The sequence below is a fragment of the Methylobacterium sp. NMS14P genome (assembly GCF_028583545.1).
Lineage (GTDB): Bacteria > Pseudomonadota > Alphaproteobacteria > Rhizobiales > Beijerinckiaceae > Methylobacterium.
In genome coordinates, this window is the sequence record NZ_CP087106.1 from 1,139,928 (window position 1) to 1,162,938 (window position 23,011).

At 72.3% G+C, this 23,011-nt stretch carries 24 protein-coding genes; 7 read left to right on the forward strand and 17 right to left on the reverse strand.

The features are described 5' to 3' along the window. Positions 1-79: 79 nt before the first annotated feature. Positions 80-454 carry a DUF2794 domain-containing protein gene (locus LOK46_RS05365; RefSeq protein WP_273562821.1) on the reverse strand — a complete coding sequence of 125 codons (375 nt, stop codon included), beginning with the start codon at positions 452-454 and terminating at the stop codon, positions 80-82. A 345-nt stretch (positions 455-799) separates the two neighbouring features. On the opposite strand from LOK46_RS05365, the gene bluB reads away from it, so the two are divergent. Both bluB and LOK46_RS05375 read left to right on the forward strand, forming a co-directional pair. Beyond that, positions 800-1,438: a 5,6-dimethylbenzimidazole synthase gene (bluB, locus tag LOK46_RS05370; protein WP_273562822.1), complete on the forward strand. Its 639-nt coding sequence runs from the start codon at positions 800-802 to the stop codon at positions 1,436-1,438. Positions 1,439-1,635: 197 nt separating this feature from the next. After that, positions 1,636-2,145 (forward strand): L,D-transpeptidase, encoded by a 510-nt coding sequence (locus LOK46_RS05375; protein WP_443192869.1) that lies wholly within the window; start codon positions 1,636-1,638, stop codon positions 2,143-2,145. 13 nt (positions 2,146-2,158) lie between these two features. Here LOK46_RS05375 and LOK46_RS05380 read toward each other — a convergent pair whose 3' ends face one another. Continuing rightward, on the reverse strand, positions 2,159-2,467 hold the full coding sequence (locus LOK46_RS05380) for a cupin domain-containing protein (protein WP_273562824.1): 309 nt from the start codon (positions 2,465-2,467) through the stop codon (positions 2,159-2,161). Positions 2,468-2,706: 239 nt separating this feature from the next. Between LOK46_RS05380 and LOK46_RS05385 the strand changes: the two genes are divergently transcribed. Beyond that, entirely contained in the window at positions 2,707-3,717 is a 1,011-nt protein-coding gene (locus LOK46_RS05385; RefSeq protein WP_273562825.1) for a 2-keto-3-deoxygluconate permease, read from the forward strand. Between the two features lie 19 nt (positions 3,718-3,736). On the opposite strand, the gene LOK46_RS05390 is transcribed toward LOK46_RS05385, so the two are convergent. Beyond that, entirely contained in the window at positions 3,737-4,000 is a 264-nt protein-coding gene (locus tag LOK46_RS05390; protein WP_273562826.1) for a DUF1674 domain-containing protein, read from the reverse strand. A gap of 55 nt (positions 4,001-4,055) precedes the next feature. Between LOK46_RS05390 and LOK46_RS05395 the strand changes: the two genes are divergently transcribed. From LOK46_RS05395 to mscL, 4 genes are all read left to right on the forward strand, one after another. Continuing rightward, entirely contained in the window at positions 4,056-5,435 is a 1,380-nt protein-coding gene (locus LOK46_RS05395; RefSeq protein ID WP_443192870.1) for an RsmB/NOP family class I SAM-dependent RNA methyltransferase, read from the forward strand. A gap of 1,069 nt (positions 5,436-6,504) precedes the next feature. Beyond that, on the forward strand, positions 6,505-7,215 hold the full coding sequence (locus LOK46_RS05400) for a phosphatidylserine decarboxylase (RefSeq protein ID WP_020092368.1): 711 nt from the start codon (positions 6,505-6,507) through the stop codon (positions 7,213-7,215). 7 nt (positions 7,216-7,222) lie between these two features. Then, a complete protein-coding gene (locus LOK46_RS05405) occupies positions 7,223-8,107 on the forward strand; it encodes a CDP-alcohol phosphatidyltransferase family protein (protein WP_273562827.1) in 885 nt (294 codons plus the stop codon). 60 nt (positions 8,108-8,167) lie between these two features. Next, complete coding sequence (mscL, locus tag LOK46_RS05410; protein WP_273562828.1) at positions 8,168-8,587, forward strand: large conductance mechanosensitive channel protein MscL; 420 nt, start codon at positions 8,168-8,170, stop codon at positions 8,585-8,587. Between the two features lie 4 nt (positions 8,588-8,591). Here the strand turns inward: mscL and LOK46_RS05415 are convergent, their stop codons facing one another. From LOK46_RS05415 to LOK46_RS05480, 14 genes are all read right to left on the reverse strand, one after another. Next, on the reverse strand, positions 8,592-8,867 hold the full coding sequence (locus tag LOK46_RS05415; RefSeq protein ID WP_273562829.1) for a hypothetical protein: 276 nt from the start codon (positions 8,865-8,867) through the stop codon (positions 8,592-8,594). A gap of 145 nt (positions 8,868-9,012) precedes the next feature. After that, entirely contained in the window at positions 9,013-9,426 is a 414-nt protein-coding gene (locus tag LOK46_RS05420) for a DUF1236 domain-containing protein (RefSeq protein WP_273562830.1), read from the reverse strand. A 125-nt stretch (positions 9,427-9,551) separates the two neighbouring features. Beyond that, the gene (locus LOK46_RS05425; protein ID WP_043352613.1) at positions 9,552-10,292 is read right to left on the reverse strand and encodes a NepR family anti-sigma factor; all 741 of its coding nucleotides are present in this window, start codon (positions 10,290-10,292) and stop codon (positions 9,552-9,554) included. 163 nt (positions 10,293-10,455) lie between these two features. Continuing rightward, positions 10,456-11,241 (reverse strand): class II glutamine amidotransferase, encoded by a 786-nt coding sequence (locus LOK46_RS05430; protein ID WP_273562831.1) that lies wholly within the window; start codon positions 11,239-11,241, stop codon positions 10,456-10,458. Between the two features lie 78 nt (positions 11,242-11,319). Next, a complete protein-coding gene (locus LOK46_RS05435) occupies positions 11,320-11,631 on the reverse strand; it encodes an oxidase (protein WP_273562832.1) in 312 nt (103 codons plus the stop codon). 1 nt (position 11,632) lies between these two features. After that, the gene (locus LOK46_RS05440) at positions 11,633-12,292 is read right to left on the reverse strand and encodes a cytochrome c oxidase subunit 3 (RefSeq protein WP_273562833.1); all 660 of its coding nucleotides are present in this window, start codon (positions 12,290-12,292) and stop codon (positions 11,633-11,635) included. Beyond that, complete coding sequence (locus LOK46_RS05445) at positions 12,289-13,965, reverse strand: cytochrome c oxidase subunit I (RefSeq protein WP_273562834.1); 1,677 nt, start codon at positions 13,963-13,965, stop codon at positions 12,289-12,291. Before LOK46_RS05445 ends, LOK46_RS05440 begins: the two co-directional genes overlap by 4 nt. After that, complete coding sequence (gene coxB / locus LOK46_RS05450; RefSeq protein ID WP_273562835.1) at positions 13,962-14,951, reverse strand: cytochrome c oxidase subunit II; 990 nt, start codon at positions 14,949-14,951, stop codon at positions 13,962-13,964. The genes LOK46_RS05445 and coxB overlap by 4 nt, the downstream gene beginning before the upstream one ends. Further along, positions 14,948-15,436 carry a hypothetical protein gene (locus LOK46_RS05455; RefSeq protein ID WP_273562836.1) on the reverse strand — a complete coding sequence of 163 codons (489 nt, stop codon included), beginning with the start codon at positions 15,434-15,436 and terminating at the stop codon, positions 14,948-14,950. The genes coxB and LOK46_RS05455 overlap by 4 nt, the downstream gene beginning before the upstream one ends. After that, positions 15,433-16,494, reverse strand: a complete 1,062-nt coding sequence (locus tag LOK46_RS05460; protein ID WP_273562837.1) for a hypothetical protein — start codon at positions 16,492-16,494, stop codon at positions 15,433-15,435. The genes LOK46_RS05455 and LOK46_RS05460 overlap by 4 nt, the downstream gene beginning before the upstream one ends. Next, positions 16,491-17,045, reverse strand: coding sequence for a c-type cytochrome (locus LOK46_RS05465; protein ID WP_273562838.1), 555 nt, complete (start codon positions 17,043-17,045; stop codon positions 16,491-16,493). Before LOK46_RS05465 ends, LOK46_RS05460 begins: the two co-directional genes overlap by 4 nt. Then, a complete protein-coding gene (locus tag LOK46_RS05470) occupies positions 17,042-19,039 on the reverse strand; it encodes a quinol:electron acceptor oxidoreductase subunit ActD (protein ID WP_273562839.1) in 1,998 nt (665 codons plus the stop codon). The genes LOK46_RS05465 and LOK46_RS05470 overlap by 4 nt, the downstream gene beginning before the upstream one ends. Positions 19,040-19,041: 2 nt before the next feature. Continuing rightward, positions 19,042-22,029, reverse strand: coding sequence for a TAT-variant-translocated molybdopterin oxidoreductase (locus LOK46_RS05475; RefSeq protein WP_273562840.1), 2,988 nt, complete (start codon positions 22,027-22,029; stop codon positions 19,042-19,044). Then, positions 22,026-22,685, reverse strand: coding sequence for a cytochrome c3 family protein (locus LOK46_RS05480; RefSeq protein ID WP_273562841.1), 660 nt, complete (start codon positions 22,683-22,685; stop codon positions 22,026-22,028). Before LOK46_RS05480 ends, LOK46_RS05475 begins: the two co-directional genes overlap by 4 nt. Between the last annotated feature and the right edge of the window lie 326 nt (positions 22,686-23,011).

The following is a 23,011-nucleotide window of genomic DNA, read 5'->3' on the forward strand; positions in this document are numbered from 1 at the left end:
GACCGCGTCGCGCCGGTCGTTCCGGGGCCGCCCGGGATGACGGCGTGGAGCGTCGCCCGGCGGCCGCCTCTCGCCGCGGTCAGACCGCCGTCGGCGCGGGCTCCAGCACGGCGATCACCCGGGCGAGCTCGGTGCCGCGCTTCAGGATCTGGCCGCTCGCGGCGACGACCGCGTAGGCCCCCTGGCGACGGGCGAGCCTGGGATCCTTCTCGATCCGGTAGAGCGGCATCTCGGAGGAGCGCCGGTAGATCGAGAACACCGCCTTGTCGCGGCGGAAATCGAGGGCGTAGTCGCGCCACTCCCCCGCGGCGACCTGCCGGCCGTAGAGGTTGAAGATCGTGCGGAGCTCGTCCCGGTTGAAGGCGATCTGCGGAGGGGCCGCGCGCGCGGGGAAGGGAATGACATGGCCCGCCGCCTCGTCGGGCCTCGACCCGGCGCTCGTCCTCTCGGTCATCACGGCTCCCGTGCATCGATGCTTTGCCGGATGATGGGCCTCGCCGTTGCGGCCCGCAAGGGTCGCGATCGCCGTGTCCCGCGAGACACGCCCAAGCGACAAAAAACACGGTTTGGCCCGATTCACGCCTTTTGCGGGCCTCGTTGCAGCACGACAACAGGCGCCGAACCTCGCCGGGTTGTGCCCGGTCGGCGACCGACACCCAGCTCCCCAGCCATCGGTCGCCGCTCGGGATCCCAGGATCCGGCACTCCGAGGTTTCGAGACCCAAGACTTCAGGCCGCCCCTCGGGCGGCCTTTTTTCTGTTTCCCGTTGGGCCGGGGTTGCGGCTATGCCAGCCGCACCATGGGCCCGCCCGCCTTCGACGCCGCCTTCCTGCACGACCTCGACGCGCTGTTCGCGTGGCGCCGCGACGTGCGCCGCTTCCGGCCGGATCCGGTCGACGAGGCCGCCCTGCGCGCCTGCCTCGCGGCGGCCCACCGGGCCCCCTCGGTCGGCAACAGCCGGCCCTGGCGCTTCGTGCGCGTCGCGGATCCGGGACGGCGCCGCGCGGTCGCGGAGAATTTCGCCGGCTGCAACGCCGCCGCGGCCGCGGGCTACGCGGCGGACCGGGCTGCCCAGTATCGCGGGCTGAAGCTCGCCGGCCTGCGGGAGGCGCCGGTGCATCTGGCGGCGTTCTGCGACGCGGCCACCGAGACCGGCCTCGGCCTCGGCCGGGCCAGCATGCCGGAGACCCTGGCCTACTCGGTGGTGGGGGCGGTGCAGTGCTTCTGGCTCGCCGCCCGGGCCCGCGGTCTCGGCGTCGGCTGGGTCTCGATCCTGGAGCCGGAGGCGGTCACGGCGATCCTGGCCGTGCCGGAGACGTGGCGGCTCGTGGCCTATCTCTGCGTCGGATACCCGGTGGAGGCGCACCTCGACCCGGAGCTGGAGCGCCACGGCTGGCAGCCGGAGGACCGGCGCGGCAGCGAGCTCTACGAGCGCTGAGACGCGCGCTCCGGGACCCGCGGAGCGGTGGCCGGCCGCAGGGCAACGGCCCGTACACCCTGGATCGTGGTTGCTCTTTTACCGTGCCCGGCGGATCCGCGGAATGACGCCGCATCAACCATAGCTTTTCTTGGAACGGTAAGCTCGGCCGGAGATTACTTGCCCGCGTCAAGTCTAGCTTTGCGAGGATCGCGGTGATGTCGGGTCGGGTAGCGGCTCTATTCGGTTTGGCCGGCGCGATGCTGGCCGGTTGTTTCCAGACGGCGCAGGCGCGCGAGGTCGTCCCCTTCGCGAACGGCGTCGCGCCGGGCTCGGTGGTGATCAGCGTGTCGCAGCGCAAGCTCTATCTGGTGAACGGCGACGGCACGGCGATCCGCTATCCCGTGGCGGTGGGCCGTCCCGGCAAGCAGTGGTTCGGCATCAAGCCGATCGACGGCAAGTACGTCGCCCCCGCCTGGTCGCCCCCCGCGGAGGTGAAGCGCGACAACCCGCGCCTGCCGAACCTCATCGCGGGCGGCTCGCCGCACAACCCCATGGGGTCGGCGGCGATGACGCTGGCGGGCGGCGAGTACGCGATCCACGGCACCAACCGGCCGAACTCGGTGGGCACCTACGCGTCCTACGGCTGCATCCGGATGTACAACCAGGACGTGGTCGACCTCTATGCGCGGGTCGATGTCGGCACGCAGGTCTACATGACCCACTGAGGCCCGGCGCGTCTCACCCGGCCGGCGGGGCGGTCGCCTCGACGGCCGTGAAGGTCTCCAGGATCCGGTAGGTGTGCGACGCGCCGGCCGGCACGCAGTAGGAATCGCCCGGCGCGAGCGCCACGGTCTCGCCCTCCAGCACGAGCTCGGCCCGGCCGCTGACGACGTAGCCGACCGTCTCGTGCGCCGAGGTGGTCATCGGCTTGTCGGCGTTGGGCTCCTCGGCCCGCCACATCCGCATGCCGAGGCGCTCGCCGCGGGCGAGGGGGATCTCGCCGTGCGGGCCCGCGGCCGCGCTCCGGGCCGATACTGTCGTCGCCATCGTCGCCTCCCTCAGGTGAACCTGCCCAACGGGGCCCGGCGCCCGACGTTCCGCGCCCGACAGCGCGACACGTTCGGCAAGCCCCGCGCCGGCGCGCCGCTTGACGGCCCGCGCCGCGCCCCGACAGGATGACGCACCGGTCCGAGAGGCGCCCGACAGAGGCGCGGACCGGCACGGCGTCCGCGACCCCGCCTGGGTCCGGCGCGTCGGCGGACGACCCGGATCGGGAGGGACGCGCCATGCAGATCAAGGCGGCGATCGACAGGATTCCCGGCGGCCTGATGCTGGTGCCGCTCCTGCTCGGGGCCCTGTGCAAGACCTTCGCGCCGGGCGCCCCGGCCTATTTCAAGGGCTTCACGCAGGGGATCATGACCGGCGTGATCCCGATCCTGGCGGTCTGGTTCTTCTGCATGGGCGCCTCGGTCAGCCTGAGGGCGACCGGCACCGTGCTGCGCAAGTCCGGCACGCTGGTGGCGACCAAGCTCGTCGCCGCCTGGGCGATCGTGCTGGTGGCCGGACTGTTCATCCCGCCCGAGGGGATCCAGACCGGCTTCTTCGCCGGGCTGTCGATCCTGGCGATCGTCTGCGCCATGGATATGACCAATGGCGGCCTCTACGCCTCGCTGATGCAGACCTACGGCAGCCGCGAGGAGGCCGGCGCCTTCATCCTGACCTCGATCGAGTCCGGCCCGCTGATGAGCATGATCATCCTCGGGGCCTCCGGGGCGGCGCATTTCGAGCCGCAGATCTTCGTGGGCGCGGTGCTGCCCTTCCTCGTCGGCTTCGCCCTCGGCAACCTCGACCCGAAGCTCCGGGCCCTGTTCGCCCCGGGCGGGCAGCTGATGATCCCGTTCTTCGCCTTCGCGCTGGGGAACACGGTCGACCTCAACAACCTGCTCTCGCCGCTGGCGGGGCTCGGCATCGTGCTGGCGCTGGCGGTGATCGTCCTGACCGGCATCCCGCTGATCCTGGCCGACCGGGCGATCGGGGGCGGGACCGGCACGGCGGGGCTGGCGGCCTCGTCGACGGCCGGGGCCGCCGCCGCCAACCCGCTGGCGATCGCCGCCGTCGCCCCGCAATTCGCCTCGTCGGCGCAGACCGCCACCGTGCTGGTGACGATCTGCATCATCGTCACCTCGATCCTCGTGCCGATCCTGACCGGACTCTGGTACCGGCGATTCGGGGCGGGCGTCGCGGAGGCCCGGGCCGACGCCGAGGCCGGCGCGCCGCTGGCGGTCCCGGCCGAGTAGGCGCCCCGCGGCGGGTCCCTCAGAAGTCGACCGCGAGGCCCTTCACCTCCCAGTCGTCGTAGCGGACCGGCTCCAGGCCGCCGCGCCCCTGGCGCTCGGGCTTGGCGCCGATCTCGGCGGCCCGGGCGTCGATCGCCGCGCGACGCTCGGCGGCCTCGGCGAGGGCGCGCTGGGCCGCCGGGCTGAGGATGCGGGGCGGGGCGGCGCCGTCTCCGGCCTCCTCGGCCGGGTCCTGTCGGTGCGGGTCCTGTCGGTGCAGGTCTCGTGCGGTCGGCTCTTGCATCGCGCTCGCTCGGGTGTGAGGGCGTGGGTCCGGAAACGTCGGATCTGGAGCAGAAGTGGCATCGCGGGACACAGGCCGCAACACGCGGAACGCAGCGGCACCGGGCGGGACCGGTCCGGACATCGCGGGACTGGGCGCGCGCCGCGCGGCGATGCAGGCGGTCGCGGCCCTGATCGGCCAGGAGCGCGCCCCCGCCCTCGACGACGCCCTCGCCCAGGCGATCCGCGCCGAGGCGCTGGCGCCGGCGGATGCCGGGCTGGCGCGGGCGATCGCGGTGGCGACCTTCCGCCGCTACGGGCTGATCCGCGCCGCCCTGGCCGCGCGGCTCGAGCGCGGGCTCCCCGCGGCCAAGCCGCAGCTCACGGCCCTGCTGGCCACCGCGACCGCCCAGCTCCTCGACCTCGCGGTCCCCGACCACGCCGCCGTCGACCTCGCCGTGCGGCTCGCCAAGGCGGACACCCGCACGGCCCATCTCGCCGGGCTCGTCAACGCGGTGCTGCGCCGGATCGCCCGCGAGCGCGACGCGATCCTGGCCGCGGACGCCGACGCCCTGGCGGTCAACACGCCGGACTGGCTCGCCCGCCGCTGGGTCGCGGCCTACGGGCCGGAGCGCGCGGCCGCGATCGCCCGCGCCCATCTGGCCGGGGCCGCCATCGACCTGACCCCGCGGGGCGACGCCGCCGAGTGGGCCGCGCGGCTCGGCGCCGTAACCCTGCCGACCGGCTCCCTGCGCCTGCCCGAGAACGGCCCGGCCATCCCCGAGCTGCCGGGCTTCCAGGAGGGCGCGTGGTGGGTCCAGGACGCGGCCGCGGCGCTGCCGGCCCGCCTCCTGGCGCCGCGGGACGGCACCCGGGTCCTCGACCTCTGCGCGGCGCCCGGCGGCAAGACCCTGCAGCTCGCCGCCGCCGGCGCCCGGGTCACCGCCGTCGACCGGTCCGCCCCGCGGCTGGAACGCCTGCGGGAGAACGTCGCGCGGCTCGGCTTCGCCGTCGACGTCGTGGTCGCCGACGCCCTCGCCCTGGAGCCGCAGGACCACGACGCGGTGCTGCTCGACGCGCCGTGCTCGGCCACCGGGACGATCCGGCGCCATCCCGACGTCGCCTGGACCAAGGCCGAGGCGGATATCGGGCGGCTCGCCGCGCTCCAGGCCAAGCTCCTCGACCACGCGGCCGGGCTGGTGCGGCCGGGCGGCCTCCTCGTCTACTGCACCTGCTCGCTGGAGCCGGAGGAGGGCGAGGCGCAGGTGGCGGCCTTCCTGGCCCGCGATCCCCGCTACGCGCGGGTGCCTGTCCGGCCCGAGGAAGTCGGAGGCGCCGCGGCGCTGATCGACGACCGCGGCGACCTGCGCACGCTGCCGTGCCACCTGCCGGAGCTGGAGGGCGCCCGCGGCGGCCTCGACGGCTTCTACGCGAGCCGCCTCCGGCGGGCGGACTGACCGGGCGCGCGGGCCGGGTTTTTCGGGAGGCGGGCCGGCGGTCCGCCTCCGCCCCGTCGTTCCGGGTCGCGCACCCGAGCCCGGAACCCAGACCCGCGCCGTGCCCCCTCTCCCGTGCGGGAGAGGGCTGGGGTGAGGGACCGGACGCTTCCGGATCGCACGCCATCACGGTTCGGCCAGGGCGCGCCACGTCCGGACAGGCCTGATCCCTCACCCTGTTCCTCTCCCGCACGGGAGAGGGGACCCGCGCCTGACTCGCGCGTGTCGGGCCGTCCCACGGCGCTCCGACCTTGACAATGTTCCTATTCTGTGCTTCCTGACCGCACCTGTCCGCGGCGTCCCGGGAGCGATCCCGGGGCGTCCTTCGGGGGCCCGCCCGGTGGCTGACCGTGCGGGTCCGGGGACGGGGCGGCGCCCGCGTCGGTGGCTCTCAGCCGCCATCGCCCCGGGCGGCGGACCGGTGCGGGGCGTGCCTCGGACGCGGGCGTGAGACCGGGCGGCACTGTGCCCGGCGGGGTGAGGAAATGCCCCCGCGCCGACCCGCGTCTGGGCCGAGCCTGAGCGACCTGCGGACCCGCCCACTACGAGGCGGGGGACGGCTGGAAGGCCACGGCGCCGATGCGGGTTCCGGAGGTGCGGGCACGGCGTGCGCGCACCTCGCCCGAGACCGCTGACGGGGAGTCGCAGGACCGGGACGTCGGAGACGCCGCGACGAGAAAGACGGCACCGGCCGGGGCAGGCGCCCGGCCGATGCCGCGGGGCGCCGCGGGGATCGGATCCCGCGCGTACCTGGCCGACACCTGGGTTCCCGCGGCGTCCCGCGTCCCTCGTGCTCGCGTCCCTGGCCATGCCCCCGGCGCCACGAGCGCGCGGGGACGATGACGCGTGTCCGGCCGCCATCGCACCCGAATCGGGTCCGACGGACCGGCACCCGACGGGGGTGGGCGCGGCGGCCCGCGGCGGCCCGCGACCCCTGGAAAGTTGACGGCGGCCCGGCGGACTGCCATCCGCCCGTCCGACACGCCCGCCCGTAGTACCCGCCCGCGCCCCTCTCGAGCCCATAGAACCCATGACCGACCTGATCGAGACGATCCGCCGGACGCTCGTGCCGATCCACAAGGAGGGCTACCCCTTCATCCTGATCGGCATCGTGCTGACGGTGCTGGCGGGCTACTTCTCCCAGTTCTTCGGCTGGATCTTCCTGATCCTGACCCTCTGGGTCTGCTACTTCTTCCGCGATCCAGAGCGCGTCACGCCGGTGGCCGACGGGCTCGTGATCTCGCCCGCCGACGGGCGCGTGAACCTCATCGCCACCGTCCTGCCGCCGCCCGAGCTCGACCTGCCGCAGGTGCCGACCCTGCGCGTCTCGGTGTTCATGAACGTGTTCGACTGCCACGTGAACCGGGTGCCGGTGGCGGGCCGGATCGGCCAGATCCACTACACCCCGGGCCTGTTCCTCAACGCCGAGCTCGACAAGGCCAGCGACGACAACGAGCGCAACGGCATGGTCATCGAGACGACCCATGCCGGCCAGCCGAAGCGGGTCGGCGTGGTGCAGATCGCCGGCCTCGTGGCCCGGCGCATCGTCGGCTTCGTCGCGGCGGGCGACGTGCTCGGCGTCGGCGAGCGGTTCGGCCTGATCCGCTTCGGCTCGCGGGTGGACGTGTACCTTCCGGCCGGCTCGACCGTGCTGGTCGGCCTCGGCCAGAAGGCGGTGGCCGGCGAGACGGTGCTGGCCGATCTCGGCGGCGGCCCGGAGCGGCTGTTCAAGCGGATCTGAGGCGGCCATGGACGATCTCTTCCCGCCCTTCGCGCCCGACCCGAACGAGCCGCGGCCGCGCCGGTTCAAGCCGGTGCCGTTCCGGATGATCGCGCCCAACATGATCACCCTGATGGCGCTCTGCCTCGGGCTGACGGCGATCCGGCTCGCCTTCGAGGGCAAGTTCGAGCCCGCCGTCATCGCCGTGGTGGTGGCCGGCGTGCTCGACGGCATCGACGGGCGGGTGGCGCGGCTGCTCAAGGGCACGTCGCGCTTCGGCGCGGAGCTCGACTCGCTCGCCGACTTCGTGAATTTCGGCTGCGCCCCGGCCCTGATCCTCTACGGCTTCGTGCTGTTCCACCTGAAGTCGGTGGGCTGGATCGTGGCGCTGATCTTCGCCATCGCCATGGCGCTCCGCCTCGCCCGCTTCAACGCGATGCTGGACGACCCGAACCGGCCGGAATGGAAGAAGGACTTCTTCGTCGGCATGCCGGCCCCCGCGGGGGCGCTCACCGCGATGCTGCCGCTCTACCTGCACTTCCTGGGCTTCGGCATCGAGACCTGGGCGGCTCCGGCGGTCCTGATCTACGTGCTGTGCATCGCCCTGCTGGTGGTCTCCACGGTCCCGACCTACTCGGGCAAGACCATGGGCAAGCGGGTCCCGCGCAGCCTCGTCCTGCCGATCTTCCTGTTCGGCGTCGCGGCCTTCGGCATCCTGATCAGCTACCCGTTCGAGGCGCTGGTGGCGGTGAGCGGCGGCTACCTGCTGACCATCCCGGTGGTCGCCGCCCAGTACCGCCGGCGGCTCAAGGCGGAGCTGGCGGCCCCGCCCGGGGAGCGGTCCGCGGCCGGTGCGGACGCGCAGCCCGAGAGCGCCGGGGCGGCGCGACCCGCGGCTGTCAGGCCGGACTAGGCGCTGGCCGTCGCGGAATTCTCCCCTACCTTGGCGGCGTTCGGCGAGGGGGGTTCGGCGATGCTCGAGGAATTCAAGAAGTTCGCGCTGCGCGGGAACGTGGTCGATCTCGCGGTCGGCGTGATCATCGGCGCGGCCTTCGGGGCCATCGTCAACTCGGCGGTCCAGGACCTGTTCATGCCGGTGATCGGCGCGATCACCGGCGGGCTCGACTTCTCGAACTACTACATCCCGCTGTCGTCGAAGGTGCAGGCCGGCCTGCCCTACGTGGACGCGAAGAAGCAGGGCGCCGTCATCGGCTACGGCCAGTTCCTGACCCTGACGCTGAACTTCGTGATCGTCGCCTTCGTGCTGTTCCTGGTCATACGGGCGATGAACCGCCTCCAGCACGCGGAGACCAGGAAGCCCGACGAGGTGCCGGCCGACGTGAAGCTGCTCTCCGAGATCCGCGATATCCTGGCGACGAAGCCGCGCGTCTGACGGCTCAGCCCGCGCGGGTGTCGTCGTCCGGCGGCTTCACCCCGAAGGCGTCGAGGATCTGGTCGAGGGCCTGACCGACGGCGCCGGTGCCCTCCTCGTGCGTCTTGAGGCGGGTCTCGAGCCGGCGGATCTGGGGCTCGAACGCGTCCGGGACCGGGTCGTCGCCGAGGAAGCGCGGCTTGTCGGGCCCGACCGGCAGGACGCTGCGCAGCTGCTGGCCGAGATGGTCGCGCACCGGCTCGGGGAGCGTGGATTTCGGATCGGCGGAATTGTCGCTCATGATCGCCTCACGGGTCGAACCGTCTCTCAACGGCCGGACGGATGAAGCGTTGCGCCGGCGGCCGCGGCTATGGGGGTGGCCCCCGGAGCGGGCTCCGGGGGCGCGGGGACCGGCGCTGGGCCGGCCCCGTTCTCGAATCCGAGGCTCAGTCGATGACCTCGACGATGCGGTGACCGCGGTCGACCAGCACCGGGCGGTCGTTCACCACGGTATAGCGGTAACCCGGCTGCACGCGGTACTCGCTCGGGACGTCGTAGTAGGTCACGCCGGAGGCCGGCAGGGTAGAGCCGACGGCGACGCGGCCGTCGTAGTCGTAGGAGCGGACGTTGCGCTCGCGGACGTAGCTGCGGAAGCGCGGGGCCATATCGACGCCGAGGATGCCGCCCACCGTGCCGGTGGCCGCGCCGACCGCGCCGCCGACGATCCCGCCGATCGGGCCGGCCGCATCGGCACCCGCGGCCGCGCCGCGCTCGGCGCCCGGGATGGTGCCCTGGGCCTGGGCCGCCAGCGGCAGCGAGAGGGCGAGGGCCGCGGCGGCGATGAGGGTCTTGAAGGTCATGCGTTGCGTCTCCGTTCCGTGGTGTTTCGCCGCGCGGGCGCAGCGAAGCTCGGGCCGGTAACGCCCGATCCCCGGAATCGGATGCATCTTTTTTGTGGACGTCCGGCCCGGGGCGGGCCGGGGGCCTACGCGTCCTTCGGCATCGCCGACTGGATGAACCGGTCGGAGCCGAGATCCTCCTCGTCGTAGCCCAGGAGCTCCGCGAGGCGGCCGCGGGCGCGGCTGACGCGGCTCTTCACGGTGCCGACCTTGCAGCCCATGATCGCCGCGGCCTCCTCGTAGGAGACGCCCTCGGCGCCGACCAGTACCAGCGCCTCGCGCTGGTCCGGCGGCAGCTTGGCCAGCGCCGATTGCAGGTCCTCGACGTCGAGCCGGTCGCCCTGGTGCGGGGCGGTGGCGAGCCGGGCCGCGTAGGACCCGTCCTGATCCTCCACCTCGCGGACCCGCTTGCGGTGGTCCGAGTAGAAGATGTTGCGCAGGATCGTGAACAGCCACGCGTTCAGGTTCGTCCCCGGCTGGAACCGGGCGCGGTGCTGCCAGCCCTTGAGCAGGGTGTCCTGCACGAGGTCGTCCGAGCGGGCCGGGTTCGAGGTCAGCGACAGCGCGAAGGCGCGCAGGGACGGCACGGCCGCGAGCAGGCCGTTGCGGAATTCCGGCTCGATCGCCTCGCCCCGGGCGCGCAGAGCCGCCTCGAGCTTCTCGATCAGCTCGGCGAAGCGGGACGGCAGCGTCTCCTCGCCGATCCGCTCGTAGACCGTGCGCAGATGCTCACCGAGATGCGTGCGGATACCGGGCGCCAGGTTCGGGCGGCCATCCCGAGTCCCGTCCTCCTGGGACAGGACGGTGTCGGTGTCGTCGCGGGTCATGCGTATCGCGCTCGTCAACTCATCGTGGCTCGACCTGTGGTCCGGAGCGGGTCGAGGCGGAGCGCTTGCCGGCTCGACCCGGTGCGGAAGTCCGGCCGATGCGCTCCTGTTACCGGAGTTCTAGCGCATCGGGCGCGGGCATGCACCCTCAGGCAAAACACACTTAAGCTAAGTTGGCCGGTCGCAACAGCCGGATCGCCCCGTCGCGCAGGGTCAGGACGTCGCCGCGGGCGAGATCGGTCCAGCACTCGTCCCGGGTCAGCGCCTGGGTGGCGATGACCGTCACCACGTCGTGCTCGGTGGTCTCCTGGGCGAAATCCACCTGCCAGTCCTCGTCGATCAGAGTGGCCTTCCCGAAGGGGGCGCGGCGGGTGAGATAGCAGAGGCGCTTGCCGCAATGGGCGTAGAGCGTGCGGCTGTCGGTGAGCAGCATGTTGAACACGCCGAGCGCGTGCAGCTCGCCCGCGAGGTCGGCCACCGCCCGGTCGAGGGTCTCGGGGCGCGGCAGCGCGCGGAACCGGGCCTGGAGCCGGCCGAGCATCCAGCAGAAGGCGTGCTCGCTGTCGGTGGAGCCGATCGGCATGAAGCCGCCCAGCGGCAGCCGCTTCACGCCCTTGAGCTGGCCGTTATGCGCGAAGGTCCAGCGGCGGCCCCACAATTCCCGGGAGAACGGGTGGGTGTTCTCCAGGCTGACCCGGCCGCGATTGGCCTTGCGGACATGGGCGACCACGATTCGGCTCTTGATCGACATGTCGCGCAGGAGCCGGGCGAGCTGCGAGCGGGCGCTCGGCTCCGGCTCGTGGAAGCTGCGGCAGGTGCGCCCGTCGTAGAAGCTGATGCCCCAGCCGTCGGCGTGCGGCCCGGTCTCGCCGCCGCGCCGGGCGAGGCCCGCGAAGGAGAAGCGGATGTCGGTCGGCACGTTGGCGCTCATGCCGAGCAGTTCGCACATCGTCTTGCAGCCGGGCCATGCGGGGAAGCGGCGACGTTTAGGAGCGTTCGGCCGCCCCGACAACGGCTTTCGCGCAAGTCAGCGGGCGAGATAGTCGGTCAGCGTCATGCCGACCATGATGGCGACCCAGAAGAAGCCGAGCCCCGAGAACAGCCGGATCAGCGGCGGCTCGTGGATCACCTCCATGGAGACGAGGAGGATCAGCGCCACCATCACGGCGACCACGGCGAGCTCGACGATCCAGACCTGCGCGAAGGGGAGGGTGGCGCCGAGGGTGACGTTGACGCCGAGCAGCGCCAGCAGCGCCAGGAAGGTGAGGACCGGCGTGCGCAGGCGCTTCCTGAGCAGGGCGCGGTCGTCGGCGCTGAGGATCGCGAGGGGATTCCGCATCCTACCGGTTCACCACGTAGAGGATCGGGAAGGCGAGGATCCAGACCAGATCGATGAAGTGCCAGTAGAGCCCGTAGACCTCGATCCAGTTCTGGTGCCGGGCGAGGAACCCGGCCTTCGCGGCCATCCAGGTCATGCCGAGCAGGAGCGCGATACCGGTGAACAGGTGCAGCGCGTGGAGCAGCGTCGCGACGTAGTAGAGGTTCACGAACAGCCGCGCCGCCGGCGTCTCGGCGAGCGCGAAGGGCCGATTGCTGAGGAACGGCATCATGTGCTCGTCCCAGTCGGCGTAGTACTCGTAGCCCTTGAGCACGAGGAACAGGCCGCCGAGCGCTGCGGTGGCCAGCATCGCCCGGACCATGGCGCGCTGCCAGCCCATCCGCGAGAACTCGATCGCCATCGACATGGTGAGCGAGGAGCAGATCAGCACCACGGTGTTGGTGGCGCCGATCCAGAATTTGAGGTGCTTGGCCGCCGCGACCGTCGCCTCGGGGTGCTGGATCCGGGTGATCAGCGCCACTAGGAACAGGGCCGAGAACAGCAGCAGCTCGGTGATCAGCCACGCCCAGATGCCGAGCGTCGCCGCCTCGCGCTGCTGCGCGACGCTCTCGAAATGCTCGGCGCGGGCGACCCCGACGCCGTCGGCCAGCCGCTCGCTCATCCGTGCTGGTCCCGGGATTCCTGGGCCTGGATCGGGTAGTCGTAGGGGATGCGCGGCACCTCGGGCGGGGACAGGAAATTGTGGGTCGGCGGCGGGGACGAGGTCTCCCACTCGAGCCCCTTCGCGTTCCACGGGTTGGCGGGCGCCTTCCGCCCGAACCACAGGGAATAGACGAGGTACAGCATCGGGAAGAGGTAGCCCGCCGCCAGGATCGTGGCGCCCGCCGAGGACAGGACGTTGAGGAGCTGGAACTCGGCCGGGTAGGTCGCGTAGCGCCGCGGCATCCCGAGATAGCCCAGGATGAATTGCGGGAAGAAGGTCACGTTGAAGCCGAGGAAGATCAGCAGCGCCGACACCCGGCCCCAGGGCTCGCTGTACATCCGGCCGGTGAATTTCGGCCACCAGAAGTGCAGGCCGCCCAGGAACGCCAGCACCGTGCCGCCGACCATGATGTAGTGGAAATGCGCGACCACGAAGTACGTCGCGTGGATGTGCTGGTTGATGGCGAGCGTCGCGAGGTAGAGGCCGGTGAGACCGCCGAGCACGAACAGGCCGATATAGCCCATCGCGTAGAGCATCGGGGTGTCGAGGCGGAGCGCCCCCTTATGGATCGTGGCGGTCCAGTTGTAGACCTTCACGGCCGAGGGCACCGCGACCGCGAAGGACAGGGCGGAGAACACCAGCGAGGCTAGGTCGCTCTGGCCGTTGACGAACATGTGGTGGCCCCAGACGAAGAAGGTCACCGAAGCCAGCCCGATCGACGCGTAGGCGACGAAGCGGTAGCCGAACAGCTTCTTCTGCGCGAAGGCCGGGACGATCTCGGAGATCACCCCCATGCCGGGCAGGACCATGATGTACACGGCCGGGTGCGAGTAGAACCAGAACAGGTGCTGGAACAGCACCGGGTCGCCGCCGTAGGCCGGATCGAACACGCCGATGTGGAAGGCGCGCTCGGCGATCAGCAGGATCAGCGCCGTGGTGATCACGGGCGTGGCGAGCAGGAAGATCAGGCTGGTGGCGTAGTGCGCCCAGACGAAGATCGGCAGCTTGAACCACGTCATGCCGGGCGCCCGCATGGTGTGGATCGTGACCACGAAGTTGAGCCCCGTCAGGATCGACGAGAAGCCCACGATGGTGACCCCGATCAGCGCCGGCAGCACCCAGGTGTTGGAGAAGGCGGTCGAGAGCGGGGCGTAGAAGGTCCAGCCGGTATCGACCCCGCCCAGCACCACCGAGACCAGGGTGAACAGGGCGCCCGCCATGAACACGTACCAGCTCGTCAGGTTGAGCTTCGGGAAGGCGAGGTCCTTGGCCCCGATCATCAGGGGGATCAGGAAGTTGCCGAAGGTCGCGGGGATCGACGGGATCAGGAAGAACCAGACCATCACCACCCCGTGGATGGTGAAGGCCTTGTTGTAGGTGTCGTTGGTCATGATCGCGCCGTTCGGCACGATCAGCGCGAGGCGCACCACGCCCGCTGCGACCGCTCCGATCACGAAGAAGCCGGTGATCGAGGCGAGGTAGAGGAGCGCGATGCGCTTGTGATCGGTGGTGAGGAACCACGAGCGCAGGGTCGATTCCGCGTGCAGGTAATCGGGCTTGCGCCCGATCGTGGATTCCGGGGTGTGGGGTTCGCGGCGGGCGGTGCCGCCGATGCTGCCCGATGCGCTCATCGTGTCGCTCCCGGCGGCGTCGCGTCCGCGGCCTTGCCGGCGGCCGGGGCCGAATAGGATTTCAGGAAATCGATCAAGGTCCCAAGCTCATCCGCCGGGATCCGGCCGGCGAAGCTCGGCATGACCTGCTTGCCGCCGCCGGCGAGCCGGTCGCCGTTCGGGTTCAGGATCTTCTCGCGCAGCCAAGCGTCGTCGGCCGTGACGGTGCGGCCGTCGGTGAGCTTCACTTGGCTGCCGTAAAGGCCCGCGAGGCTCGGCGCCTTCACGGCCGAGCCGGGCTCGTGGCAGCCGGCGCAGCCATAGGCCTCGTAGAGGGCCCGGCCCGCCGCGACCTTGCCCTGCTGCGCGCCGGCATGGGTCAGCCAGTCCTGGTAGTCGCCGGGGTTCATGAAGGTGACCTCGCCGCCCATCACCGAATGGTCGGTGCCGCAATATTCCGAGCAGTAGAGGTGGTAGGTGCCAACCTTGTCGGCCTTGAACCACAGGTCGGTGTAGCGGTCGGGCAGGGCTGCCACCTGCATCCGCACGGCCGGCAGGTAGAGGGCGTGGATCACGTCCTGGCTGATGATGTGCAGGCGGATCGGCTGGCCGATCGGCAGGTGCAGGTTGTTGATCTCGGACTGGCCGGTCGGGTGCTGGAACTTCCACATCCATTGCCGGCCGATCGCCTCGACCACCATCGCGTCGGGGGGCGGGTTCTTCGAGTGGACGTACAGCCGCGCGCCCCAGACGAAGAAGATCAGCGTCAGCAGGAACGGGATCAGCATCCAGCTGATCTCGATGAGGTTCGAGCGGATGCCCGAGGGGCTCCGGTCCGCCTCGGAGCCCTCGCGGTAGCGCAGGGCGAAATAGGTGATCGCCACGAAGACCGGGACGGTCAGCAGCAGCGTCAGCACCGTGAAGGCCAGGATGAGCAGGTCGGTCTCGGTCGCGGTGGCGGAGACCGCGGCGGGCCAGAGCTGGAGGGAATCGTGGCTCGGTGTCATCGCGCAGCGGGCTCCACCGGTTCGAGGGAGCGGCCGACCGTCAGGTCCATTGCGCGCCCGATCGGGATGCGCGCGCGAGTGCGGGCCTCGTCCCGGTAGCCGTAGCCGGAGAGACGCGCCGCGGTCTCGGCCCGCTCGCGGTCGAGATCGGCGAAAGGATCGGCCTGCAGGTTCGGCGGCGGCGGCGCCAGCCGCGTCGTCTGCTGGGGCGTCAGGGCGGGGAGGGCCCGGCGCTGGCTCGCCGCGAAGGTGCTCATCATCCAGACCATCGTGCCGACGACCGCCAGCACAGTGAGCGCGAGGCCCGCCATCACCATCACGGTGTTGCGGACGTCGACGTCGCTGACCTCGTGCCCGGGATCGTCGGGATCGCGCTGGGAATTGGCCGCCGGGCGCGGCGGGCGCCCGTTCAGCAGGCTGCTGCCGCGCAGGGTCAGCCCGGCGAGGATCGCCGGGATCAGGCCGGTGGGTCCGTCCGCGCTCATGCCGGCCTCCCGGCGCGGCGGGCCGCGGAGGCCGCGCGGTCGGCGCGCGGACGCATCAGGGGGCGCAGCGCGGCCGCGAGGCAGAAAACGGCGCCGGCGGCCAGCACGTCGCTCGGCCGGAGAACGAAGCGGTCGCGCACCGCCGGGGTGACCAGCCAGAACATCTCCAGGGCGTGGACGGCGAGCGCCGCGCCGGCCAGGATCCGGGTGGTCGGGCGCCCCGGTCGCAGGGTCGCGAGCCCGGCCAGCACCACGACCGCGCCGGCCACGATCGCCAGTGCCCGCCCGACCCAGCCGCCGCGGGCGAAGTACCACGCCACCTCGGGCGGCAGGTTGGCCGACCAGACGATCAGGAACTGCACGAAGTGCATGTAGGCCCAGAGGCCGAGGAGCACGACGAGGGGGACGAGCCGGCCCCTGCCGGGGGCCGTGCGGCCGCGACCCACGGGCTCCGGCTCCTCCCAGGCCAGCAGGATCGCCGCCGCGAAGGCGAGGCCGCTCCACGCCGTCATCACCAGGAGGCCCAGGAGGGTGGAATCGAGCCGCGGATCCAGGGAGGCGACGACGTCGGTGACGAACAGCGTGCCGATCACCGCGTGCAGCCCCACCGCCGGCACGGTCCGCCCCTCGCCGGGCGCCTCGAAGGGCTTGGCGAAGCGCAGCGCCAGCCACGTCCAGGCGGCCAGATAGACGACCACCCGGACCACGAAGAACGGTACCGTGAACCACAGGGCGGCCAGGGGCGTGCGGGCCGGTGCGCTCACCCATGGATAGAGCAGGGGCGCGGCGGCCAGGAGCGGCAGCGCCAGCACGGCCGCGACCGGCATCAGCGCCGTCAGCCGGCGCAGACCCGCCAGCATCTCCACGCCGCCGCGCTCGCGGACCCGCTTGCCGAAGCGCTCGGCGACGATGACCACCGGCAGGGCGCCGACCGGCAGGGCGAGGAGGACCAGCCACGCCGCGAGATACGAGGCCGCGGCGCCGCGCCAGCCGCCCGCGATCAGGCAGACGGCCAGGAGGACGAGGCCGGCGAGGCCGAGCAGGGCGGGGCGCCTCACGGCGTCGCCTCCAGCCGCGCGCGATCCGCCGCCGGCAGGCTCGCCACCGGGGCGTCCTGGCTGAGCTGGAGGGCGCGGACGTAGGCGACGATCGCCCAGCGGTCGGCCGAGGGGATCATCTGGGCCATGCCGAACATCGCCTTCCGGCCGTTCGAGATCGCGTCGTAGAGGTCCGACGCGGAGGCCACCCGCACGGGCCCGGCGGTGAGGTCGCCGGCATGCGGGAAGCCCCGGGCCACGATCATCCCGGCGCCGCGGCCATCCTGTCCGTGGCAGGGGGTGCAGAACACGCCGTAGCGCTCGCGGCCCTGGTCGAGGAGCGCCCGGCTGATCGTCTGCGGCTGCGGCGCCGCGCGAGCCGGATCGCGCCGCGGCACGGTGCCGGCCACAGGCTGGCGCATGGTGATCTCGCGGGGGAAGAACGGGTTCTTGTCCCAGGTCTTGGCCCGGGCCTGATCGGCCATGTCGGCCTCGCCGCAGGCGGCGAGCGGCGCGAGGGCCAGGCAGGCGAGGAGGGCGCGCGGCCCGGTGCGCGGGGCGGCGCGCCTCATCGCGGGATCCGCCGGATCTCGAGGGGGCGCCCGGCCTCGGCCGGCAGGGACGCGAGCCGCCGCTCGATCCGCGCCGCGTCGAACCGGTCGCCCCGCGCCTCCGCGGAGAGGAAGAACCGGTCCTCCGAGGCCCGCAGGAAGCCCGGGATGTTGAAGGCCGGGTGGTTCAGGCGAGGCAGCCGGTTGAGCACGAGGAGCGCGAGGTGGATCGCCACGCAGCCCGCCATCATCGCGAAGGAGACGCTCGGGACCACGAAGGAGGGCCAGGACAGGCGTGGGCGGCCGCCGATCAGGAACACGTAGTCGTAGGCCGTGGCGTAGACGCACATCGCGAAGAAGCCGAAGCCGCCGAGCAGGGCCCCGGCGAGGGCGTAGGGCAGGATCGAGCGCCCCTCCAGGCCGAGGGGCCGCAGGGTGCGGGGCATCGGCACCGGGCCGTGCCCGTCGAGATGGACCTGGTCCGGGCTGATCCCGGACACCGCCTGGAGGGCGGCGGCGAGGTCGCCCTGGCTCGCGAAGGTCGCCGACACGCCCCACAGGGGCGCGGTGACCGGGTTCTCCTCCGGGCGGCCCGTGGCCCGGGACGCCGCCATCCGGGCGGCCTCCTGAGCGGCCGGCGACACTGTCAGGGCGAGGCGGCGGCTCTCGACGATCGAGACGGCCGGCAGGTAGCGCAGGAACAGGAGCAGCAGGGTCAGGAACAGCCCGATCGAGCCCGCGAAGGTGGCGATGCCCCAGATGTCGGTCGTGTAGGGCAGCCTCGAGGAGGGCAGGAAGTCCTGGGTCAGGGTGACGACCAGGACCATGACGTGGTCGGCATAGGCGCCGATCGCCACGAGGAGACCGACCGTCGCGATGGCGAGCGGCGCCGTGCGGGCCCGGGCGGACCACAGGATCTGCGCGGGCAGGCCGAGGCACAGGATCGCCGTCCAGGAGACCAGCGCGTGGTCGCCGGTCATGCGCCGGACCAGGACGCCGCGCCCCTCGGCGTCTCCGTTGAGGAACGTGTCGAAATACTCGGCCGCGTAGCAATAGGCACTGGCGCAGCCGAGGCAGAGCAGCAGCCGCCCGAGCACGTCGAGATGCCGGTCGGTCACCAGGGCGTCGAGGCCGTAGACGAGGCGGATCAGCATCACGATCACCGCCGTGACGCCGACGCCCGAATAGACCGCGTTGACCAGGAAGCTCACCGGCAGCAGCGTGCTGTGCCAGCCGGGCATCAGCGAGCCCGCCAGCATCACCGAGGCGCCGGTCTGGACCGAGACCACCAGCAGCACGCCGAGCAGCGCCACCGTCCGGTAGGCCTGGACCCAGATCTGCCAGTGGGCCGCCGAGCCGCGCCAGCCCGAGGCGAGGATGCCGTAGACCTGCGCGCGCAGGCGGGCGAGCTTGCGGGTCGGCGCCTTCACGTCGAACTGGCGGAGGGCCTCGACGTGGGCCCGGTCGCGCAGCGTCGCGAGGTCCGGCAGCAGGCCGATGAACCAGAGGCTCACGCAGATCACCAGGAACGACACGATGTCGATCGCGTCCCAGAGGAGCGGCGAGCGGAACTGCGGCCAGAGATTGTAGGTGTTGGGGTAGGGCAGGTTCCAGAAGAAGAACCACGGCCGGCCGAGATGGATGATCGGGTAGAGCCCGGCCGCCGCGGTGGCGAGCAGCGCCAGGGTCTCGGCGATGCGGTTCACCGCCCCTCGCCACTCCGCGCCGAGGAGGAGCAGGATCGCCGAGACCAGCAGGCTGCCGGAGGCGACGCCGATCCACCAGTCATAGCTCGCGATGTCCAGCGCCCAGACGACGGCGTTGTTGTTCGCCCAGATCCCGGGGCCGGCGTAGAGCAGGTAGCCGAGGGTGAGGGCGAACAGGCCGAGGAGCGCGGCCGCCCCCGCGAAGGCGATCCACCAGCGCCGGTTACCGGGATGCGTCAGCGGGATCTCCGCGACCGCGCCGCCGATGCCCGGGAGGGTCGCGTCGGGCCGGATCAGGGCGCCGGACATGCTCAGCCCTCCCGTCCGTTGGGATCGGCGGCGGGGGCGAGCCCGGCGAGGTAGGTGGTGCGCGGCCGTGTGTTCAGGTGGCCGAGGAGCGCGTATTCCCGCGTGTCCCGGCGGGCGGCCGAGACCTGACTCCCCGGGTCGGCGACGTTGCCGAAGGTGATCGCCCGGGTCGGGCAGGCGCCCTGGCAGGCGGTCTCCACCGCGCCGTCGGGGATCGGCGCGTGGGCGTCCTTGGCCGATGTGATCCGCGCCGCCGTGATGCGCTGGATGCAGTAGGTGCACTTCTCCATCACGCCGCGGGACCGGACCGTGACCTCGGGATTGCGCTGCTGCTGCTCCACCGGGGTCATGCCGCCGGTATAGTCGCGGTAGTTGAAGCGCCGGACCTTGTAGGGGCAGTAGCTCTGGCAGGTCCGGGTGCCGACGCAGCGGTTGTAGACCTGAAGGTTCAGGCCCTCGCTGTCGTGGAGCGTCGCCTCGACGGGGCAGCCCAGCTCGCAGGGCGCCTGCTCGCAATGCATGCAGGGGACCGGCTGGAAATGCGTGGTCGGCGCGTCGAGGTCGCCCGCGTAGTAGCGGTCGACCCGCAGCCAGCCCATCCAGCGCCCGAGCGCGACCTCCTCGCGCCCGACCACCGGAATGTTGTTCTCCGCCTGGCAGGCGGTGACGCAGGCGTTGCAGCCGATGCAGGCGTCGAGGTCGATGGCCATGCCCCACTGCGCCGCGACCCAGCGGTCCTGGCTCTCCGGGGGCGGGTAGAACGAGGCGGGGGTCGGCGCGCCCTTCGGGTCGCCCGCGGGAGCGGCGCCGAGCGCCTGCACGCGCACGAGGTCCTGCCCGTCCATCGTGCCGAGGTGCTGGGTGGTCACCGGCCTGCGCTGCCGGCCGGTCTTCGTCAGCCGGGCGCCGGCGAGCCGCCAGGTCGAACCGGCCGGGCGCAGGGGCGCGGCGTCGTAGCCGAGGCCGCGGGCGAGGTGGTCCGGCACGTCGCGGCCGTAGCCGAGCGTGAGGGTCACGGTGGCGTCGGCCTGGCCGGGCAGGATCCAGGCCGGCCCCTCGACCGCGCGGCCGCCTTCCTCGACCCGCAGGATGTCGCCCGTCGCGATCCCCGCGCGCTCGGCGAGGCGCGGGCTCACCGCGACCACGTTCTCCCAGACCACCTTGGTCATGGGCTTCGGGAGCTCCTGCAGCCACGCGAGGTCGGCGTGGGTGCCGTCCCAGATCGTCGGATCGGGCCGGAACAGAACCTCGACCCCGTCGACGGCCGGCGCGGGAGACGAGGCCGGGGTGGACGACGGCGTAGGCGCAGCGTCCTGCGTCAGCGCGACGGTCTCGGCCGTGTGCGCGCTGTCCGCCCAGAAGCCGAGGCGCAGGGCCTCGGTGAAGCGGGCCTCGAAGGCCGCGTCGTCCTCGCCGGCGCTCCGCGCCTGCGCCTTGAGGAGGCCGAGGGTGTCCTGGCCACTCTCCCCAGCCTCGCCGCCGGCCAGGAAGGCCAGCATCTCCGGCAGCGTCCGGCCGTTGTAGAGGGGGGCGACGGTCGGCTGGATCAGTCCCACCGTCCCGTCGAGGGACCGGATGTCGCCCCAGGATTCCAGCGGATGGGCGGCGGGCAGGTGCCAGTCGGCATGCGCGCCGGTCTCGTCGTAGTAGAGCCCCGCGTGGATCTTGAGCGGCACGCGCGCCATCCGGGCGGCGAAATCGAGGGCGCCCGGCGCCTCGTAGACCGGGTTGGCGCCGAGCACGACGAGCACCTTGACGGCACCCCGATCCATGGCCTCCGCGAGCTCCGCGAGGGTCCCGGCGCCCGTCTCCTCCGCGGGCGCCGTGTGGACCAGGGTCGTGCCGGTGTTGCCGAGGGCGCCGTTGAGGCGGTGGACCAGCGCGTGCAGTTCCGGGCTCGCGGTCAGGCCGGCGGTGACGATGCCGCTCCCGCGGGCCTCGGTGAGCGCCGTCCCGGCATTCCGCGTCCAGCGCGCGACGGGGTCGTCGCCCGCCGGCGCCGCGCCGCCCGCGGCGAGGGCGAGCAGGTCCCGGGCGACGTCCTCCAGCCGGCCGGCCGGGACCACGAGGCCGCGATCCGCCTTGGCGCTGGTCAGCGTCGGGGTCGGCGCCGCCGCGTGGAGGGTGAGGAGGCGGCCCTCCGCGTAGGCCGCGCGCCGCGCCTCGCTCCAGCGCCGCGACAGGCCGACTTGGCCGGGCCCGAGGTCCAGGAAATCGCCGTCCAGCGCCACGATGGTGCGGGCGCGGCCGAAATCGGGAATGGTCTCCAGCGGCCGCCCGTAGGCCTGGCGCGCACCCTCGTAGATCCCACCGCGATCGGCGCCGGCGCCGGTGTACCAGCGGAGCGCCGGGTAGGCGGCCCGCAGCCGCGCGATCTGCGCGGCCACGCCGGGCGACGTCACCGGGCCGGTGAGCAGGGCGAGACCCTCGCCGCGGCTCTCGCGCCAGCCCGGCATCCGGCCCTGCAGGTCCGCCCGGAAGGCCGCCCAGGAACTCGGCCTGCCGAGATGCTGCACCGCCTGGGAGCGGAACGGGTCGTAGAGCCCGAGGACCGAGGCCTGGGCCAGCACGTCGGTGCCGCCGCGGCTCCAGGGATGCTCGGGATTGCCCTCGATCTTCAGGGGGCGGCCGTTGCGGGTGGTGACCAGGATGCCGTTGCCGAAGCCGTCGAACACCGCCGAGGAGGCGTAGGACAGGTCCGTGCCGGGCACGATCCGCTCGGGCTGGTTGACGTAGGGCACCTCGTAGTCGCGGCCGCTGCCCCCGCCGCAGGCGGTGAGGCCGCCCAGCGCGAAGGAGGCGGCCATCAGCTTAAGGAAGCCGCGCCGCTCCGGGGCGGCGGCGAGCCGGGACGCCGACGGGAACTCCGCCGCCAGATAGGCGCGGAACTCGGGGCTGTCGGCCACGGCGTCGAGGCTGCGCCAGAAGCGCGGTCCGTCGCCGCCGGCGAGTTTTTCGCGCAGGGCCGCGATGTCGGGGGCGCCGGTCATCGGTGGCAGATCCCGCATTCGGTCAGCCGCTCCCCGCCGCGGATATGGTACTGGGCCACGAGCTTCGGGCCCAGCGTCGCCTGATCGGCCGGCGGCTTCCAAGTCATGTTCCAGACCTGATCCGGCGTGCGGACGTACTTCTCCGGGGCCCGGTGGCAATCGAGGCAGAACTGCATCTCGAAGGCGTTGGCCCGGTAGGTCATCTGCATCGACGTGACGTCGCCGTGGCAGGTCGAGCAGCCGATCCCCTTCGTCACGTGGACGGAGTGGTTGTAGTAGACGTATTGCGGCAGCTTGTTCAGCCGCTTCCATTCGAGTGGCTTGTCCTGCGCGTAGCTGTCGCGCACCGGCTTGAGCATCTCGGAGCCGGTCCAGATCTGCGAGTGGCAGGTCATGCAGGTGTGGGTCGGCGGGATGCCGGCGGTGGCTTCCCGGTCGACCGTGGTGTGGCAGTAGCGACACTGGATGCCGAGCTCGCCGGAATGGTGCTTGTGGCTGAACGGCAGCGGCTGGGCCGGCGCGACCCCGACACCCGTGACGTAGTTCGAGCGCACGATCCCGGCCGCCAGGACCGGGACGCCCACCAAGCAGGCCACGCCGGTCATCAGCGCGAGGCGGTAGAGCGCGTCGGCGCCGGGGGTGAACAGCTGCGCCATCAGGCCGTCCCGGACGTCGAGCCGGCGGGGCCGGGCCCTTCGGTCTGCTCAGCCCGTCGCCGCACGCGTCACCCCATCCTCTGGTCCCGGCCGGAATCGGCTGCGCCGGCATGCCCACGCGATGCGGCCCGAGCTGACGCGGCGACCGGACCTCGCGGCGGTCTCCGGGATCGAGCCGCGCGCACCGATTTCAACCTAGAGCGCTTCCAGACCAGGGCTAGAACTTGAATCAGTTCTGCCGACATGTCGCACGGGGCCGGGCCGCGCCGGCCACCCTTTCCGCCGCAGCCGTGAAGGCCTATGCCGCGGGCTTCGGCGCCCCCCCG

Bases quoted from the DNA above. Each gene is read 5' to 3' on its own strand.
- LOK46_RS05445 (WP_273562834.1), bottom strand. From the start codon at position 13,965: ATGAGCGCATCGGGCAGCATCGGCGGCACCGCCCGCCGCGAACCCCAC.
- LOK46_RS05475 (WP_273562840.1), bottom strand. From the start codon at position 22,029: ATGACCGGCGCCCCCGACATCGCGGCCCTGCGCGAAAAACTCGCCGGC.
- LOK46_RS05470 (WP_273562839.1), bottom strand. From the start codon at position 19,039: ATGTCCGGCGCCCTGATCCGGCCCGACGCGACCCTCCCGGGCATCGGC.
- LOK46_RS05455 (WP_273562836.1), bottom strand. From the start codon at position 15,436: ATGAGCGCGGACGGACCCACCGGCCTGATCCCGGCGATCCTCGCCGGG.
- LOK46_RS05430 (WP_273562831.1), bottom strand. From the start codon at position 11,241: ATGTGCGAACTGCTCGGCATGAGCGCCAACGTGCCGACCGACATCCGC.
- LOK46_RS05425 (WP_043352613.1), bottom strand. From the start codon at position 10,292: ATGACCCGCGACGACACCGACACCGTCCTGTCCCAGGAGGACGGGACT.
- LOK46_RS05465 (WP_273562838.1), bottom strand. From the start codon at position 17,045: ATGAGGCGCGCCGCCCCGCGCACCGGGCCGCGCGCCCTCCTCGCCTGC.
- LOK46_RS05390 (WP_273562826.1), bottom strand. From the start codon at position 4,000: ATGCAAGAGCCGACCGCACGAGACCTGCACCGACAGGACCCGCACCGA.
- LOK46_RS05385 (WP_273562825.1), top strand. From the start codon at position 2,707: ATGCAGATCAAGGCGGCGATCGACAGGATTCCCGGCGGCCTGATGCTG.
- LOK46_RS05480 (WP_273562841.1), bottom strand. From the start codon at position 22,685: ATGGCGCAGCTGTTCACCCCCGGCGCCGACGCGCTCTACCGCCTCGCG.
- LOK46_RS05415 (WP_273562829.1), bottom strand. From the start codon at position 8,867: ATGAGCGACAATTCCGCCGATCCGAAATCCACGCTCCCCGAGCCGGTG.
- coxB (WP_273562835.1), bottom strand. From the start codon at position 14,951: ATGACACCGAGCCACGATTCCCTCCAGCTCTGGCCCGCCGCGGTCTCC.
- LOK46_RS05400 (WP_020092368.1), top strand. From the start codon at position 6,505: ATGACCGACCTGATCGAGACGATCCGCCGGACGCTCGTGCCGATCCAC.
- LOK46_RS05405 (WP_273562827.1), top strand. From the start codon at position 7,223: ATGGACGATCTCTTCCCGCCCTTCGCGCCCGACCCGAACGAGCCGCGG.
- mscL (WP_273562828.1), top strand. From the start codon at position 8,168: ATGCTCGAGGAATTCAAGAAGTTCGCGCTGCGCGGGAACGTGGTCGAT.
- LOK46_RS05420 (WP_273562830.1), bottom strand. From the start codon at position 9,426: ATGACCTTCAAGACCCTCATCGCCGCCGCGGCCCTCGCCCTCTCGCTG.
- LOK46_RS05440 (WP_273562833.1), bottom strand. From the start codon at position 12,292: ATGAGCGAGCGGCTGGCCGACGGCGTCGGGGTCGCCCGCGCCGAGCAT.
- LOK46_RS05380 (WP_273562824.1), bottom strand. From the start codon at position 2,467: ATGGCGACGACAGTATCGGCCCGGAGCGCGGCCGCGGGCCCGCACGGC.
- bluB (WP_273562822.1), top strand. From the start codon at position 800: ATGGGCCCGCCCGCCTTCGACGCCGCCTTCCTGCACGACCTCGACGCG.
- LOK46_RS05435 (WP_273562832.1), bottom strand. From the start codon at position 11,631: ATGCGGAATCCCCTCGCGATCCTCAGCGCCGACGACCGCGCCCTGCTC.
- LOK46_RS05365 (WP_273562821.1), bottom strand. From the start codon at position 454: ATGACCGAGAGGACGAGCGCCGGGTCGAGGCCCGACGAGGCGGCGGGC.
- LOK46_RS05375 (WP_443192869.1), top strand. From the start codon at position 1,636: ATGTCGGGTCGGGTAGCGGCTCTATTCGGTTTGGCCGGCGCGATGCTG.